Source organism: Microcosmobacter mediterraneus (genome assembly GCF_031846265.1).
Taxonomy (GTDB): Bacteria; Bacteroidota; Bacteroidia; order Flavobacteriales; family Flavobacteriaceae; genus Microcosmobacter; species Microcosmobacter mediterraneus.
The window spans coordinates 1-15,726 of sequence record NZ_JAVRIA010000004.1; the positions used below are offsets into that span (position 1 = coordinate 1).

Genomic DNA, 15,726 nt, shown 5'->3' on the forward strand with positions numbered 1-15,726 from the left:
ATGTCATTCCTGCATGTCATGCTGAGCTTGTTGAAGTGAAGTCAGGAATCTCAGAAAAGCATATTATTTAAAGCTTAATATAAGATTTAGGATTTTTCCGAAATATATTGGCGTTACATTTTTAATTGTTAAACGTCATATTACTAAGAAGATTTATTAATTTTAAGCACTAACCATTAGTAATATGCCTAAAGAACTGGTGACTTGTAAAAATTGTGACAACGATTACCAACAGGGATTTTCGTTTTGCCCGCATTGTGGACAGCAAACCCAAGATGATCTTACTTTAGGAGTTTTGTTTTACAATACCATTAGTAATTACTTTTCGTTTGATGCTCGTTTTTTAAAAGGATTTATTCCATTAATGTTTAAACCTGGTTTTTTGCCTAAAAAATTTATTGAAGGTAAACGCTTAGTGTATTTACATCCAGGACAGATGTATCTGTTTGTTGCGTTTATATTTTTCTTTGTCTTTTCGTTTTATGTAAACAATCAAACCAGAGATTTAGATGAGCAATTAAAAAATGCTTCAGTTGTTAATACAGTAAAGGATTCAATACCTAATAAACAACAGGTAATAGATTCCATTAATTTAGATAAAATAAAAGCACCTTTATTAAAAAATAAAGAAGCTCTTGGACTTAAATATGAAGATATAGAAGCTTTAGATTCTATTACAAAGATGGAGTTAAAAAGCAATAACTCTGCTCCAAACTTGGCTTTTAATTTTAATGAAAGGAAAGTAGACTCACTCATTGCTATTGGAGCTTCTGATGATGCTATTTATAAAGCCATGGGAAGACCAGAAAATCCAAATTTCTTTACAAAAAAGTTTTTTGAACAAATGCTTAAGTTTTACAGAGAGAAAGGTGTTGGCTCAATTATGCAAACCTTTTATGATAGTTTACCAATTGCTTTATTCTTTATGCTTCCGATTTTTGCATTACTCTTAAAGCTGTTTTATTATAAAAGAGGACGATATGCTCACCACTTGGTTTTTAGCTTATATTATTTTTCTTTTTTGTTTACAGCTTTTATGTTAATCTATCTATTTAATTTACTATTAGATTTACCAAGTTGGATAGGATGGTTAGTTGCTTTATCAACATATTTCTACTTTTATTTAGCAGCAAAACGATTCTATGGAAATGGATGGTTTTTAACCTGGTTTAAAACAAGTGTCGTTACTTTTTTATATTTAATGGTTGTTACACCTTTTGCGTTAGTGATTTTAGGATTCTTATCTTTTATGTTTTACTAAGTTCTAAAATCGATTTATACTCAAATATTTCCAAGTTAAAATAAGGCACAGCTGCAATAATATGATCAAAAATATCAGCAATAATATATTCATAGTTTTGCCAACGCTTATCACTACTAAAAGCATAGATTTCTATAGGAATACCAGTAGAAGTTGGTTCTAATTGTCTAGTCATAACCATCATATCTTTATTTACAGCTGAGTGGTTTTGAATGTATGTTTCTACGTATTTTCTAAAGACGCCTAAGTTGGTCAAATTTCTACCATTAAGTAACAAATTTTTATTAACGTTTTTAGAGCTATTATGAGCTTCAATAATTTTAGTTCTATGTGTTAAATAATCAGAGATAAGCTCTATTTGCATTAATTGTTCTATGTCTTCAGTTTTTAAATATTTTACAGAGTCCATTCTAATGTTTAAAGCACGCTTAATACGTCGACCATCAGAATTCATCATACCTCGCCAATTTTTAAAAGAATCAGAGATTAATGCATAGGTAGGTATCGTAGTAATAGTCTTATCAAAATTCTGAACTTTTACAGTGGCTAAATTAATTTCTATAACGTCGCCATCTGCGCCATATTTTTCGAACGTAATCCAATCTCCAATACGCACCATATCATTAATTGCAACTTGAATGCTTGCTACAAAACCTAGTATGGTATCTCTAAAAATGAGGATAATAATGGCAGAAACAGCACCTAAGGACGTTGCAAACTTTAAAAATGGAATTTCAAAAAGTATAGCAAAAGCAGAAATAATTCCAATTAACCAAGCTACAATCATAAAAACTTGGATGTAGCTATCTATAGGTTTGTCTTTAAAATTGGGTAATGTTTTTAGATAATCTTTTATGGCATTTAAAATACTTCTAACAATCCACAGTGTAAAGAGTATACCTATTACTAATAATATTTTTTCAATGTAGTTATCTGTAAGAGGATAATCTACAAGCACCTTAGGCATAAATTCTATAGCTATAAACAACGGAATAATCCTAGCGATATTTAAAGGCACTTTGTTGTTTACTAAGATATCATCAAAATGAGTTTTAGATCGTTCAGCAATACGATGTGATATGCTAATAATGATTTTTCTAATAATGAAACCAATAATAAAAACTAGGATTAATAAACCAATGAGTAAGCCAAGCATATTAAGGAACCGCGCTGTTGATTCTGAAGTTCCTATAGCTATTAAATGGTCATATAACCAATGCTGAATGTTCATATACTAACTGGTTTTAAGATATTTACGGTCAATATAAAAGGTGCCAAAAGGAATGATAGAAGCGAGTAAAACATGTTTTAAAATAGTATCGCTCCAGTTTAATTTTTTATAAAGTATAAGCGCTAAAATAATATAGGCTACAAATAGTAAGCCATGAGGCATACCTAATAGTTTCACATATTGAGGGTCGTCTTTAAGATATTTAATAGGAGTAGCAATAAAGAGTAAAAGAATATAAGAAATCCCTTCAAAAAAAGCGACAACACGAAATAATTTTAATAAATCCATACCCAAAATTTTCACAAAAGTACAAGCGAAATATGGTTTCTTAAAATTTCCTTTAAATTTTAATCAATAAAATACAATTAGTGCAAGATTAGTTATCTTTAAGCTCGCATTTTAATTATTGTATTCTTATGAAAAAACTAGCACTACTTTTAGTCTTAACTCTCTTTTTTATGAATATTTCTGAGGCTCAATCCAAGCGTAAGAGGAAGAAAGATCAGGCTACTGAGGTAGCTCCAACACCAAAGAAGAAAAAAAGTAAATTTAAAAAATATAGTGAGGTTATTACTAGTGAAGCTATTTCTGATGATGGTATTTTTAAAACCCATAAAGTAGGTGATAAATATTATTTTGAAGTTCCTAATGATTATTTATCTAAGGATATGCTATTGGTTACACGTTTAGCAAAATTACCATCTAATTTAGGTGGTGGTTATATAAACGCAGGTTCAAAAACTAATACACGCCTTATTAATTGGGAGCGTTTTCAAGATAGAATACTCATAAAAGAAAAGTCGAGTAGTGCTGTTGCAGATGATAGTTTGCCTATTAACATTTCTGTACGTGCTAATAATTATGAACCTACATTATATGCGTTTAAAATTGAAGCATTTTCACCAGATTCTTCAGCTTCTGTAATAGATGTAACCAAATTTTATAGTAGTGATGTTAAGGCTATTTCAGGTTTACCATCTTATATGAGAAGGCAATATAAAGTCAGAAACCTTGATAATAATAGAAGCTTCATTAATTCTGTAAAAAGCTTCCCAAAGAATATTGAAGTGGTTCAAGATTTTACTTTTAATGCCTCAGAACCTCCATCTAGTCGTAGTGCAGAAACGATTAGTATACAGGTAAATCAATCCATGATTTTGCTACCAGAAGAACCAATGCAACCACGTTTATTTGATCCTAGAGTTGGCTGGTTTACAATAAGTCAGGTAGATTATAGCAGTGAAGAGTTAAAAGCAGATCGTAAGAGTTATATAAGACGCTGGCGATTAGAACCAAAAGATCCTGCAGCATATGCACGAGGTGAATTAGTAGAGCCTGTAAAACCAATAGTTTATTATTTAGATCCTGCTACTCCAGAAAACCTCAGATCTTACATGAAAGAAGGGATTGAGTTATGGCAACGTGCTTTTGAAGCAGCTGGCTTTAAAAATGCCATTTTGGCTAAGGATCCACCAACTAAAGAAGAAGATCCAGACTTTAGTCCAGAAGATATTCGATATTCAGTGGTTAGATATGTAGCAAGTGAGACAAGAAACGCTGTTGGGCCAAGTGTTTCAGACCCAAGAAGTGGAGAAATTATTGAAAGTGATATTATTTGGTATCATAACCACTTACGTTCTTACAGAAACCGTTATATGCTTGAAACTGGAGCAGCAAATCCATCAGCTAGGACATTAAATACATCACCAGAAGACATAGGCGAAATGATGAAAATGGTGATTGCTCACGAGGTTGGCCACGCTCTAGGTTTACCACATAATATGAGTGCTAGTTGTGCTTATGATGTTGAGAGTTATAGAAATGGTGCATTCACACAGAAAAATGGAATTGCTGCTACCATTATGGACTATGCTAGATATAATTATATTGCACAACCTGGTGATACTAATATTCGTTTTATAAGACAATTAGGACCTTACGATGATTATGCCATAAATTGGGGTTACAGAGTAATTCCTAATGTAAATTCGCCACAAGATGAAGTTAAAACACTTCATAAATGGATTATGGAAAAAGCAGGAGATCCTAAGTATAAATTTGGAAATCAAGGAAGTCGTTTTGATCCTACAGCACAGACTGAAGATATTAGTAATAACAGTATAAAAGCCAGTGACTACGGACTTAAAAACTTGAAATATGTTGCTGAAAACTTACCTAAATGGACTAGTGACACTACCAATAACTATGACGATTTAGAAGAGCTTTACGGAGAGTTACTCGGCGTGTGGAGACGCTATACAGGTCATGTAGCAACACATATTGGAGGTGTTTATGAAAATACTAAAACACCAGATCAAAGTGGTGTGGTGTATACACCTGTTTCTAAGTTACAACAACAACAAGCGATGCAATGGCTGCATAAAAATGCGTTTAATTCGCCAACATGGTTGGTTGATAAAAAGATTCTACAGAACATAGATTATGCTGGCTATACCGAACGTTTTAGGAGGTTACAAGCAGGTCATCTTAATAATATATTAAATTTTGAACGTATAGGTAGACTCATTGATGCAGAAGTTTTAAGTTCTGAAAATTATTCAGCTTTAAATATGTTGCGCGATTTAAGAAAAGGCATTTGGAAAGAAGCAGATATAGCTTCTAATGTCACTGTTTACAGAAGAAATCTACAACGCGCTTATATAGACAGAATGGTGTATTTAATGACTGAAGATTTGAATCCACAGCGTTCTAGACAATATTTTAACGTAAATCAATCTGATATTAGAGCTATAGTTAGAGGCGAATTAAATGTTTTAAAACGTAAGTTGTCTGGCGCATCAAATGCTGCAGTAAATACCCTAACTAAATATCATTATAGAGATTGTATAGAGCGTATTAATCTAGTCCTAGATCCTAAATAATATTGAAGCAGTTAAATCCAATTTGTGAGTTAGATTCTAAACCAAAACGTTTAGCCCTAAAATTGTCTAATAGTGGAGAGAAGCATGTATTGAGTGGTCATCCATGGTTATTTTCTAATCGAATTGATAAGATTAATAAAGAAGGTAATCCTGGCGATATAGCTATTATTTTTAGCCAGAAAAATAATTCTGTGATAGGAGTAGGACTCTACGATCCTAAATCTCCAATTAGAGTTAAGCTGCTGCATCATGGAAATAGTGCCACAATTGATGCCACTTTTTATAAATCTAAAGTAGATGAAGCTTATAAGAAACGGTTACAATTACTAGAAACTGATACTAATAGTTACAGATTAATTTTTGGTGAAAATGACAATTTTCCTGGTTTAATTGCTGATGTTTATGATACTGTTTTAGTAATTAAGTTGTATTCTGAAATTTGGTTGCCTTATTTTGAAATTATTACTCAATCCTTAATTGAGGTATCAGAATGTAAAACAGTTGTACTTCGCTTAAGCAGAAATTTGCAGCGTTCTAGGCAGCTTATTGTTAATGATGGATTTGTAGTTTATGGAGAATTACACAATGAAGTTGTCCCTTTTAAGGAGCATGGAATTAGGTTTTCTGCAAACGTTATTAAAGGCCATAAAACAGGCTATTTTTTAGATCATCGTGAGAATAGAAGACGTGTTGGACTACTTAGCAAAGATAAATCTGTATTAGATGTATTCTCCTATGCTGGAGGATTTTCAGTACATGCTCTAGCTAATGGAGCCCTAGAAGTGACGAGTTTAGATATAAGTGCTCAAGCTTTAGAAGTAGCAAAATCAAATGGAAAGCTTAATGAATTTAATGGCATTCATAAAACCATAGTTGGTGATGCATTTGATGCAATGAAAACCATGGTTAAAAGAGGTAAGACCTATGATATTGTTGTTATAGATCCACCAAGTTTTGCTAAGCAACAATCTGAAACTACATTAGCTAAAAAGAAGTATTCTCAATTAGCAGAACTTGGAGCAAAACTAGTAGCTAAACATGGTATTTTGGTTTTAGCATCGTGCTCTAGTAGAGTATCATCGAGAGCCTTTTTTGATATTAACTTAGGTGTCCTAAAACGTCAAGATCGTTTATTTAGAGTTATAGATACAACCTATCACGATATAGATCATCCTGTTACATTTCCTGAAGGTGCGTATTTAAAGTGTGCGTATTATCAGTTTGAATCATAAAAAAGGCTCAATTAAAATTGAGCCCTCTTCAGAAATTATTTGAGTTTGTTTATTCTCCAGATAAGTTTTTCATTTCCTCTTCTACCATTTCGTAAAATTGGTCAATCTTAGGAAGTACAACTATTCTTGTACGTCTGTTTTTAGCTCTATTTTCTGCAGTATCATTCTCTACTAATGGCACATGATAACTACGTCCTGCAGCAATTAATTGTTGAGGATTAACTTTAAGTTCTTCTAAAACTCTAACTACAGAAGTAGCACGTTTTACACTTAAATCCCAGTTATCTAGCAAAACACCTTTAGCATAAGATTTATCATCTGTATGCGACTCTACCATAGCTTCAAAGTTAGGCTTGCTATTAATTACTTTAGCAACTTTAGCAAGTACATCTTTAGCTTTAGACGTTACATTATAGCTACCGCTTTTAAAGAGTAATTTATCTGCAATAGATATAAATACAACACCTTTTTCTACATTAACTTCAATATCTGGATCATCAATACCTACAGCCTTTTTTAAACTAGATACTATAGCTAACGTTACACTGTCCTTTTTTGTTAAGGCATCTTGTAAACGCGATATTTTTAAATCTTTTTCTTTTAAACTTTCTAGAGACTTTTCAAGGTTCTCAGCACCTTTTTGAGTTAGGGTTGTTAAGTTTCCTTTGGTGTCTATTAGATCTTGATTGGCTTTTCTTAAATCCTCTAGCTGATCTTTCATAGTTTCAACTCTAGCCATGGAAGCAGCTTTATCAGATAAGCAACTGTTTAATTTAACAGTAGCAGTATTCAATAAATCTTGAGTCTCTTTTTGTTTTGCCTCTAAGGCCATAAATTCTTTCTTCGATACGCAAGAACTTAATATCAGTAATGCGCTTAATCCATAAATTATTTTCTTCATAGTTCAATATTTGTATTAACCAATGCCCAAAAATATATAAAATACAAGGGCTTGCTTTAGTATTAACAAAACTTTTACTAACCGACTTATAAACGATTAAATTCTGTTTTTCCTTTTAAATAGTATTGGTAAACTATTGACTTGGTTTTAAAGTAATTAGGAAGTTGAGTAGCTGATTTTCGCTGTTTTAATAATCGACTTAAGTTTTTGTAAAAACTTAAATGAGCTTTTAGAATAGACCAAATGAATTCAAGTTTAAATTTTACTAAAAATTGAATTGCTGCTAATCCATCTAAAACTAATCTTGTAAATATTAATAAAAATAAATTACCATACGCGTTTTTGGTCATGGTAAATAAACTATTTCTAAAATTAAGATACGTCTTCTTTGGATTGGTAGATAGTAATGTAGCACCACCAACATGATAAACAACAGCTTCAGAGATATAATTAACTTTTAGATTGTTATTATGAGCTCGCCAACAGAGATCAATTTCTTCCATGTGCGCAAAGAAACTTTCGTCAAATCCACCAAGGGTTTTAAAAACCTCATTCTTAATAAAGAAACAGGCTCCTGATGCCCAAAAAATCTCAGCATCACCATATTGATTTGTATCGTCTTCAATAGTATTAAATATGCGTCCTCTACAAAACGGATAGCCATACTTATCAATATAACCACCTGCTGCACCAGCATATTCAAACTTTTCTTTAGTAATAAAATCTAAGATCATTGGCTGAATTATAGCTGTTTCCGGATCAGTATTATAAGCTCTTAAAATTGGTATTAACCAATTTTTCGTTACTTCTACATCGCTGTTTAAAAGACAAATAATATCTTCATTTATATGTTTTAAAGCATCATTGTAACCTTTGGCATAACCACCATTTTCTAAATTTTCAATAACAGTTATGTCTGGATAATGGGTCTCTAAAAAAGTTATGGAGTCGTCAGTAGAGGCATTGTCAGCAACATAAATACGAGCTTCTTTTGAGAATGCAACAACAGATGGTAGAAACTGTTCTAATAACGTTTTACCATTCCAATTTAATATTACAACTGCTATGGTCATTATTTATAGCTTGGTATCACTTTTAAAAAATTATAACGTTCTGCCTTAAAATCCATCTCACAATAATAATGATTAATTCCGTTAGTCACCATTAAATAGTCTGCTTTGAGTTTTAGATTATATTGCGCAATCTGATCAAAAGTCGATTGATTAATAGGAATGTTTGGTGCTTTGCATTCTACGATAAGATGAATACTTCCATCAGATTTAAAAACGACTATATCATAACGTTTAGTAACACCATGTAGTTTAATTTGCTTTTCTACATTAATTAAAGATTTAGGAAATTTCTTAGCGATTATTAAAAATTGAATGCAATGTTGGCGAACCCATTCTTCAGGTTGAAGCACTACAAATTTTTTACGAATAGGATCAAAAATTAACGTTTTATTTTCGCTATTTTTGAGCCTGATGTTACAGTCTGGAAAGTTTAGCTTTTGCACATAGCAAAAGTAAAATTAATAAGTTATATCAGCCAGTTTAGCGTTTTAAAATTTCACCTTTGGATCAAGTAAAGCAGATCGTTTCTGATATTAAGGCAAAGCACCTTAAACCTATTTATTTTTTAATGGGAGAGGAGCCTTACTATATTGATCGTATCTCAGATTTTATTCAAGATAATATCTTATCGGAAGAAGAAAAGGGTTTTAACCAAATGGTGCTCTATGGTCGTGATGTTTCCATTGATGATATTGTATCTAATGCTAAACGCTTTCCAATGATGGCTGAACACCAAGTTGTTATTGTAAAAGAAGCTCAGGATTTATCGAGAACCATAGAGAAGTTGGTCTCTTATGCTGAAAATCCGCAGCCAACTACAATCCTTGTTATTAATTACAAATACAAAAAAATAGATAAACGCAAAACGTTGTATAAGGCTTTGCAGAAAACAGGTTTGGTTTACGAGAGTAAAAAGCTTTACGAAAATCAAGTTGCAGAATGGATTAGACGTGTTTTAGCAGGTAAAAAATTTAGTATTGCACCTAAAGCCGCACAAATGTTGGTTGAGTTTTTAGGTACAGATTTAAGTAAAATCAACAATGAGCTAGAGAAGCTTCAAATTATATTACCTGAAGGCACACAAATCTCACCAGAACATATTGAAGAGAATATTGGTATAAGTAAGGACTTCAATAATTTTGAGTTACGTAAAGCCATTGGAAGCAGAAACGATCTCAAAGCTTACAGAATTGTAAAATATTTTGCTAATAATCCTAAGGATAATCCTATGGTGGTAACAGTGTCTTTGTTGTTTAATTTCTTTTCTCAGTTATTGCATTTTCATGGTTTACAGGATAAAAACCCAAGGCATGTTGCTTCTGCACTAAAGATTAATCCTTACTTTGTTAATGAGTATGTTACAGCAGCTCGTAATTTTCCTATGAAAAAAGTGAGTAGTATTGTTTCTACACTTAGAGATTTTGATGTAAAAAGTAAAGGTGTTGGTGCCAATGCAGTGCCTCAAGGCGATTTACTAAAAGAACTACTTAATAAAATTCTTAACGCTTAGATTGTAGTCTGTTAAGTATACCTTTCAGTTTTCCATAGACAAAAGTATTGGTCTTAACACGATATAGTGCAATTAAGGTCACCACAGATAAAAACATCAATGCACCAAAAATAGCTTGCCAAGGTGTTAGTGTTTTACCAATAATTTGATAGAGACCATAACCTGTAAAACTTCCGTATATAATGATAAAATGTATCACATAAATGGATAATGTTTTTTGCCCAATTTTAAAAATTAAGGATTGTTTTAAAAACCGTTCAAAGGTATAGAAAAAGGCAAATAACAGAAGAACATTGCCAAGTCTTGGGAATAGATAGTTATAATACGAAATATCTTTAAACATCTCTATATCAGTTAAATTGTATAACCAATTTGCAGCATGTGCTGAATAATTTACAAATACATAACCTACGATGATAAAGGTTAAAATCATAGTAAGTTTAAACTTGTTTCTATGTAAATGTCTATAAAACGATACAGCAATAGAAGCTCCAAAAGTCATATAACCAAACCATGGTAAAAATGTGAATATTGAACCATTCTCCTTACTGAGATAATTAGCAATAAAAGCAGGAACGTTTTCCAATCTCAAATCTCTATATAGTGGCTCTGTTAAAAAAACACAAATACCAATACTGAAGCAAACAATACCATATAATAGGCAAACTCTAAAACATAATTGATAGAGGACCACGAGTACGATGAGCGATAAACCAATAATCTGTAAAACATCAGTAACCAGAAAGTATGGTGTAAATTTTAAAGCTATCCAATCAAAAACAGGAATACGAAGCAAGTAGCCAATACCAATAAGCATAAGTCCACGATAAATTCCTTTTTTCATGCGACGCTTATCATCACCTTTATCTCTAGCTTTTAAAAGTAGGTAAGTAAAGATTAAACCAGAAATAGTAAAAAACGTAGGAGCTGTAATTCCTCTAAAATAAGACCAAACTCTAAATATCATATTGTTTGGATCTCTATATACAGGATCTAACAAAGCGTCAATAAAATGACCTTGCAGCATCATAAGTATAGCAAATGCACGCATTGCATCTATAAAAAAGAGACGACTGGTCTTCACAAAAGGTTAGTTAAGCTACAAAGGTAAGGTTTCGGGAATTAATAGAATTTTGGAGGGCTACGCTTCATATACATTGTTGTGCAGTTGGTCTTTAATTATCTCTGTTAACTATTCAATATTAAGGTCTCTCCATAACCAAATTAATGACTCTGGCAAAATTGCTCCTCCATGCTTACCGTTATGAGATCCAGTACCTTTTTCAAATTTAAAGTCATAGTTTTTGTACTTGAATGCGGATTCCATTTGCAGATTTCCTAACCACCAGTCACCAAATTCATTATTTAAATCATCGCTACCGTCTTGCATAAAAATTCTTATATCCTTTTTTTTATTTTTTCTAATCATAGAGGGAAAGTTATGGCCGCCGCGGATATCTGTGTAGCTTCCTATATGACTCAATACTTTATGAAAATAATCAGTCCTATGCCAAGCGGCTGTAAAGGCACAAATTGCACCTGAAGACAAACCACCAATCCCATGCATCTTCCGGTCGTTTGAGATATTATATTTCTTTTTTACCTCCGGAATAATTTCGTCCAGAAGCATAGTCACATATTTGTCATTTAGCACATCGTATTCCTCCCGTCTATTACTTACCTTCCATCTTACAAGGGGATATTCTTTTGAACTATGTCCTGGATTTACAAATAAGCAAATTGTAATCGGCAGTTTCTTTTGATGGATAAGATTGTCATATACTATCGGAACTCTAAAATATCCAGCTTCATCTAGATATGCATGACCGTCTTGAAAAACCATTAAAGCTGCTGGTTTAGTTGAATCATATTGTGCTGGCACATAGATGTAGTATTCCCGGAAAGTATTTTTATAGATTTTACTTTCCCACTCATATTTTGTAACAACTCCTTCGGGTACGCCTAACTGTCGTTGAGAATATGGTCCTAATTCATAAATTGAATCTTGTGAAAACACTGTTACGGTTACAAGAATAAAAATTATAAGAATAAATAGACGTCTCATTATAGTTCGTTTAATATGGCTATTGGTATTTAATATTTTAATTGCATACAATGCCTAAGATATGATTTGTTTTAATTGATTATATCGACCGATAAGCTAAGTTAGATTTTTATTTACTTAATGCCAATGCTTTAGAAATTTCAGTTATGAGTAATTATTAACAATATCCTATAAGTCTATTCTGTTTAGTACTTTTATAACCAATGCAGCAACTAGACCAACTACTCGCAGATTTTTCATCCTTAGCTTGGGGAATTCCCCTATTAGTCTTACTGATTGGAGGAGGACTTTATCTGTTAATATGTTCTAAATTCTTACCATTCCGTTTTTTTGGTCATGCCATACAAGTTTTGCGTGGCAAATACGATGATCCTAATGATCCAGGAGAGATAAGCCACTTTAAAGCCTTAACTACAGCATTATCCTCTACTATTGGCATGGGAAATATTGCTGGTGTGGCCTTAGCCATTTCTGTTGGTGGACCTGGCGCTATGTTTTGGATGTGGATAAGTGCCATTGTTGGGATGTCTACAAAGTTTTTTACGTCGACCTTAGCGATTATGTATCGTGGTAAAGATAGTAAAGGCCAACTTCAAGGTGGACCAATGTATTTTATTCGAGAAGGTTTAGGCAAAAACTGGACCTTTCTGGCTATACTATTTTCAATTTTTGGTATGCTTGGTGCACTGCCTGTAGTCAACGTTAACCAATTAAAACAAGCCATAAATGATATTATCTTAATACCTAATGGTGTCGAAGTAAGTCTTATGACTGACTTAATTATTGCAGCTGTATTAGTTGTTTTTACGTCTATTGTAATTCTTGGTGGACTAAAGCGAATTAGTACAATTGCTTCTAAAATGGTGCCTTCTATGGTCATCCTTTATTTTGTTTTAGTACTAATTATTTTGGGGATCAACTATACCGAAGTGCCAAAATATTTCGTAATGATTTTTACAGATGCATTTGAAGCTAATTTTATAGATGGTGATGCTGCATTTGGAGGTGTCCTCGGCGCTTTAGTTCTTTTGGGAATAAAACGTGGTGCATTTTCTAACGAAGCTGGTATTGGTACAGCGCCAATGGCGCATGGTGCAGCTAAAACAGATGAACCTGTTCGTGAAGGTTTAGTAGCGATGTTAGGTCCTGTAATAGATACTTTAATTGTTTGTACACTAACAGCACTTGCCATATTAGTGACAGGCGTTTGGCAAACCACTTCAGATAATGGTGTGAGTCTAACAGCTTCTGCATTCAAAGATGCAATGCCAGGAATTGGACAGTATTTATTAATGATTTGCGTATTCATATTCAGTATTTCTTCGCTGTTTTCTTATGCGTACTATGGTACAAAATGTATGTCCTTTTTAATAGGCGCAGATCGAAAACACTATTACAATTATTTGTATATAGCGAGTATTATTTTGGCAGCAACAACTTCATTTAGTGCCATGATAAATTTTATTGATGGCGTTTTTGCATTGATGGCCATTCCAACCATGATAGCAACCATTTTATTAGCACCAAAAGTGACCAAAGAGTTAAAACAGTATATAATCCGATTAAAATCTAACCATGACGAATTCTGATAAAGCCAAGCGCTATTGGCGAACTAATATTAAATATGTGCTCATTTTATTATTGATTTGGTTTTTAGCGTCTTATGGCGCAGGAGTTATATTTAAAGATGAACTAAACACAATTAAAATAGGAGGCTTTAAACTAGGCTTTTGGTTTGCGCAGCAAGGTGCAATGTATGTCTTCGTCATTCTCATTTTTGTGTATGTACGATTAATGAACAAACTAGATAAAACCTATGGCTATGATGTTGATTAATAAATTACTCGTCATGGATGTTCAGAATTGGACGTACATTTTGGTTGGGCTAACCTTTGCTTTATATATAGGCATTGCGATATGGTCTAGAGCAAGTTCTACCAAAGAATTTTATGTTGCTGGATCAGGTGTCTCACCTTTAGCAAATGGTATGGCAACAGCAGCAGATTGGATGAGTGCAGCATCATTTATTTCAATGGCAGGCATTATTTCGTTTGCTGGTTATGATGGTGCTGTGTATTTAATGGGTTGGACAGGTGGTTATGTATTACTCGCACTATTACTCGCACCATACTTGCGTAAGTTTGGTAAGTTCACAGTACCAGATTTTATTGGCGACCGCTACTATTCCCAAACAGCAAGAATCGTTGCAGTTATTTGTGCCTTACTTGTGTCTTTTACGTATGTGGCAGGACAGATGCGTGGTGTGGGAATTGTATTTTCAAGATTCTTGGAAGTAGACATAAATACAGGCGTAATTATTGGTATGCTCATTGTATTGTTTTATGCCGTTTTAGGTGGTATGAAAGGTATTACCTATACGCAAGTTGCGCAATATTGTGTTCTGATTTTTGCCTTCATGGTACCAGCTATTTTTATTTCCATTCAGATGACAGGAAATCCTATTCCACAATTAGGATTTGGGAGTGAACTTGCAGATGGTTCAGGCACGTATTTATTAGATAAGTTAGATGGTCTAAGCGCAGAGTTAGGTTTTGCCGAATATACTCAAGGTTCTAAATCTTTGTTTGATGTATTCGCGATAACGCTAGCATTAATGGTTGGTACTGCAGGTTTACCTCATGTTATTGTTCGGTTTTTTACAGTAAAACGAGTTCGTGATGCTCGAAAATCTGCTGGAATTGCTTTATTGTTAATTGTGATATTGTATTCTACAGCACCAGCTGTGGCAGTTTTTGCGCGTACTAATTTAATTGAAACGGTTTCGAATAAACCTTATGCCGAAGTTCCAGAATGGTTTAAAAAATGGGAAACTACAGGCTTAATAACCTTTACAGATAAAAATGGCGATGGGTTAATTAACTATGTCGCAGATAAAGAACAAAACGAATTAATTGTAGATCGAGACATTATGGTTTTAGCTAATCCAGAAATAGCCAAATTGCCAAATTGGGTGATTGCTTTAGTGGCTGCTGGTGGTTTAGCTGCTGCATTATCCACTGCTGCTGGATTATTGTTAGTAATTTCTTCTGCTGTGTCACATGATTTGATTAAGAAAGTGTACAAACCAAATATTTCAGAAAAAGGCGAACTAATTGCTGCGCGTTTGTCTGCTGTTGGTGCAGTTTGTATTGCTGGTTACTTCGGAATTAATCCTCCAGGTTTTGTTGCTGCTGTAGTTGCTCTGGCTTTTGGTCTCGCAGCTGCATCCTTTTTCCCTGCGATTATCTTAGGTATTTTTTATAAGCGAATGAATAAGGAAGGCGCAATTGCAGGAATGGTTGTAGGCATTACTGCGATGCTATTATATATGATGAAATATAAGCTAGGTTGGTTTGATGAGACTTTACCAGATAAAAGTGAGTGGTGGTTCGGAATTTCTCCTGAAGGTTTTGGAACTGTGGCTATGATTCTTAATTTTATTGTGGCTATAGTCGTTATGAATTTTACCAAAGCACCACCAAAGGAGGTTCAAGAGATTGTAGATAACATTAGAATACCATCTGGTGCAGGTGAATCCATAAACCATTAAAAATGACATCTAATCATTTTT

14 protein-coding genes are annotated in these 15,726 nt (G+C 33.2%); 7 read left to right on the forward strand and 7 right to left on the reverse strand.

Going from position 1 to position 15,726, the window contains the following annotated elements; translation table 11 throughout:
- Window positions 1-184: 184 nt before the first annotated feature.
- A complete protein-coding gene (locus RM697_RS08230; protein WP_311427399.1) occupies window positions 185-1,261 on the forward strand; it encodes a DUF3667 domain-containing protein in 1,077 nt (358 codons plus the stop codon).
- On the opposite strand, the gene RM697_RS08235 is transcribed toward RM697_RS08230, so the two are convergent.
- Window positions 1,248-2,492: a mechanosensitive ion channel family protein gene (locus RM697_RS08235; RefSeq protein WP_311427400.1), complete on the reverse strand. Its 1,245-nt coding sequence runs from the start codon at window positions 2,490-2,492 to the stop codon at window positions 1,248-1,250. The genes RM697_RS08230 and RM697_RS08235 overlap by 14 nt on opposite strands.
- A gap of 3 nt (window positions 2,493-2,495) precedes the next feature.
- On the reverse strand, window positions 2,496-2,780 hold the full coding sequence (locus RM697_RS08240; RefSeq protein WP_311427401.1) for a DUF3817 domain-containing protein: 285 nt from the start codon (window positions 2,778-2,780) through the stop codon (window positions 2,496-2,498).
- A gap of 128 nt (window positions 2,781-2,908) precedes the next feature.
- On the opposite strand from RM697_RS08240, the gene RM697_RS08245 reads away from it, so the two are divergent.
- Window positions 2,909-5,374: a zinc-dependent metalloprotease gene (locus RM697_RS08245; protein WP_311427402.1), complete on the forward strand. Its 2,466-nt coding sequence runs from the start codon at window positions 2,909-2,911 to the stop codon at window positions 5,372-5,374.
- A 2-nt stretch (window positions 5,375-5,376) separates the two neighbouring features.
- Entirely contained in the window at window positions 5,377-6,606 is a 1,230-nt protein-coding gene (locus tag RM697_RS08250; RefSeq protein ID WP_311427403.1) for a class I SAM-dependent rRNA methyltransferase, read from the forward strand.
- A gap of 49 nt (window positions 6,607-6,655) precedes the next feature.
- Here RM697_RS08250 and RM697_RS08255 read toward each other — a convergent pair whose 3' ends face one another.
- The 3 genes from RM697_RS08255 to RM697_RS08265 all read right to left on the reverse strand — a co-directional run bounded on the left by RM697_RS08255 (window position 6,656) and on the right by RM697_RS08265 (window position 9,023).
- Window positions 6,656-7,507 carry an OmpA/MotB family protein gene (locus tag RM697_RS08255; protein ID WP_311427404.1) on the reverse strand — a complete coding sequence of 284 codons (852 nt, stop codon included), beginning with the start codon at window positions 7,505-7,507 and terminating at the stop codon, window positions 6,656-6,658.
- Window positions 7,508-7,593: 86 nt separating this feature from the next.
- Window positions 7,594-8,580 carry a glycosyltransferase family 2 protein gene (locus RM697_RS08260; protein ID WP_311427405.1) on the reverse strand — a complete coding sequence of 329 codons (987 nt, stop codon included), beginning with the start codon at window positions 8,578-8,580 and terminating at the stop codon, window positions 7,594-7,596.
- Entirely contained in the window at window positions 8,580-9,023 is a 444-nt protein-coding gene (locus RM697_RS08265; protein WP_311427406.1) for a type I restriction enzyme HsdR N-terminal domain-containing protein, read from the reverse strand. Before RM697_RS08265 ends, RM697_RS08260 begins: the two co-directional genes overlap by 1 nt.
- Window positions 9,024-9,082: 59 nt before the next feature.
- On the opposite strand from RM697_RS08265, the gene holA reads away from it, so the two are divergent.
- On the forward strand, window positions 9,083-10,090 hold the full coding sequence (holA, locus tag RM697_RS08270; protein WP_311427407.1) for a DNA polymerase III subunit delta: 1,008 nt from the start codon (window positions 9,083-9,085) through the stop codon (window positions 10,088-10,090).
- Here the strand turns inward: holA and RM697_RS08275 are convergent.
- Window positions 10,080-11,174 carry a heparan-alpha-glucosaminide N-acetyltransferase domain-containing protein gene (locus RM697_RS08275; protein ID WP_311427408.1) on the reverse strand — a complete coding sequence of 365 codons (1,095 nt, stop codon included), beginning with the start codon at window positions 11,172-11,174 and terminating at the stop codon, window positions 10,080-10,082. The two genes, holA and RM697_RS08275, sit on opposite strands and share 11 nt — an antisense overlap.
- A 108-nt stretch (window positions 11,175-11,282) precedes the next feature.
- Window positions 11,283-12,155 carry an alpha/beta hydrolase gene (locus tag RM697_RS08280; RefSeq protein WP_311427409.1) on the reverse strand — a complete coding sequence of 291 codons (873 nt, stop codon included), beginning with the start codon at window positions 12,153-12,155 and terminating at the stop codon, window positions 11,283-11,285.
- Window positions 12,156-12,358: 203 nt separating this feature from the next.
- On the opposite strand from RM697_RS08280, the gene RM697_RS08285 reads away from it, so the two are divergent.
- Genes RM697_RS08285 through RM697_RS08295 form a run of 3 tightly spaced genes read left to right on the forward strand, consistent with a single transcriptional unit; the run spans window position 12,359 to window position 15,705 of the window.
- Window positions 12,359-13,744, forward strand: a complete 1,386-nt coding sequence (locus tag RM697_RS08285) for an alanine/glycine:cation symporter family protein (protein WP_311427410.1) — start codon at window positions 12,359-12,361, stop codon at window positions 13,742-13,744.
- On the forward strand, window positions 13,731-13,991 hold the full coding sequence (locus RM697_RS08290) for a DUF4212 domain-containing protein (protein WP_311427411.1): 261 nt from the start codon (window positions 13,731-13,733) through the stop codon (window positions 13,989-13,991). The genes RM697_RS08285 and RM697_RS08290 overlap by 14 nt, the downstream gene beginning before the upstream one ends.
- Window positions 13,992-14,004: 13 nt before the next feature.
- Window positions 14,005-15,705: a sodium:solute symporter family protein gene (locus RM697_RS08295; RefSeq protein ID WP_311427658.1), complete on the forward strand. Its 1,701-nt coding sequence runs from the start codon at window positions 14,005-14,007 to the stop codon at window positions 15,703-15,705.
- Window positions 15,706-15,726 lie beyond the last annotated feature (21 nt).

Coding starts and splice junctions, on each gene's coding strand:
- RM697_RS08230 (WP_311427399.1), top strand. CDS start 185: ATGCCTAAAGAACTGGTGACTTGTAAAAATTGTGACAACGATTACCAA.
- RM697_RS08235 (WP_311427400.1), bottom strand. CDS start 2,492: ATGAACATTCAGCATTGGTTATATGACCATTTAATAGCTATAGGAACT.
- RM697_RS08240 (WP_311427401.1), bottom strand. CDS start 2,780: ATGGATTTATTAAAATTATTTCGTGTTGTCGCTTTTTTTGAAGGGATT.
- RM697_RS08245 (WP_311427402.1), top strand. CDS start 2,909: ATGAAAAAACTAGCACTACTTTTAGTCTTAACTCTCTTTTTTATGAAT.
- RM697_RS08255 (WP_311427404.1), bottom strand. CDS start 7,507: ATGAAGAAAATAATTTATGGATTAAGCGCATTACTGATATTAAGTTCT.
- RM697_RS08260 (WP_311427405.1), bottom strand. CDS start 8,580: ATGACCATAGCAGTTGTAATATTAAATTGGAATGGTAAAACGTTATTA.
- RM697_RS08280 (WP_311427409.1), bottom strand. CDS start 12,155: ATGAGACGTCTATTTATTCTTATAATTTTTATTCTTGTAACCGTAACA.
- RM697_RS08285 (WP_311427410.1), top strand. CDS start 12,359: ATGCAGCAACTAGACCAACTACTCGCAGATTTTTCATCCTTAGCTTGG.
- RM697_RS08290 (WP_311427411.1), top strand. CDS start 13,731: ATGACGAATTCTGATAAAGCCAAGCGCTATTGGCGAACTAATATTAAA.
- RM697_RS08295 (WP_311427658.1), top strand. CDS start 14,005: ATGGATGTTCAGAATTGGACGTACATTTTGGTTGGGCTAACCTTTGCT.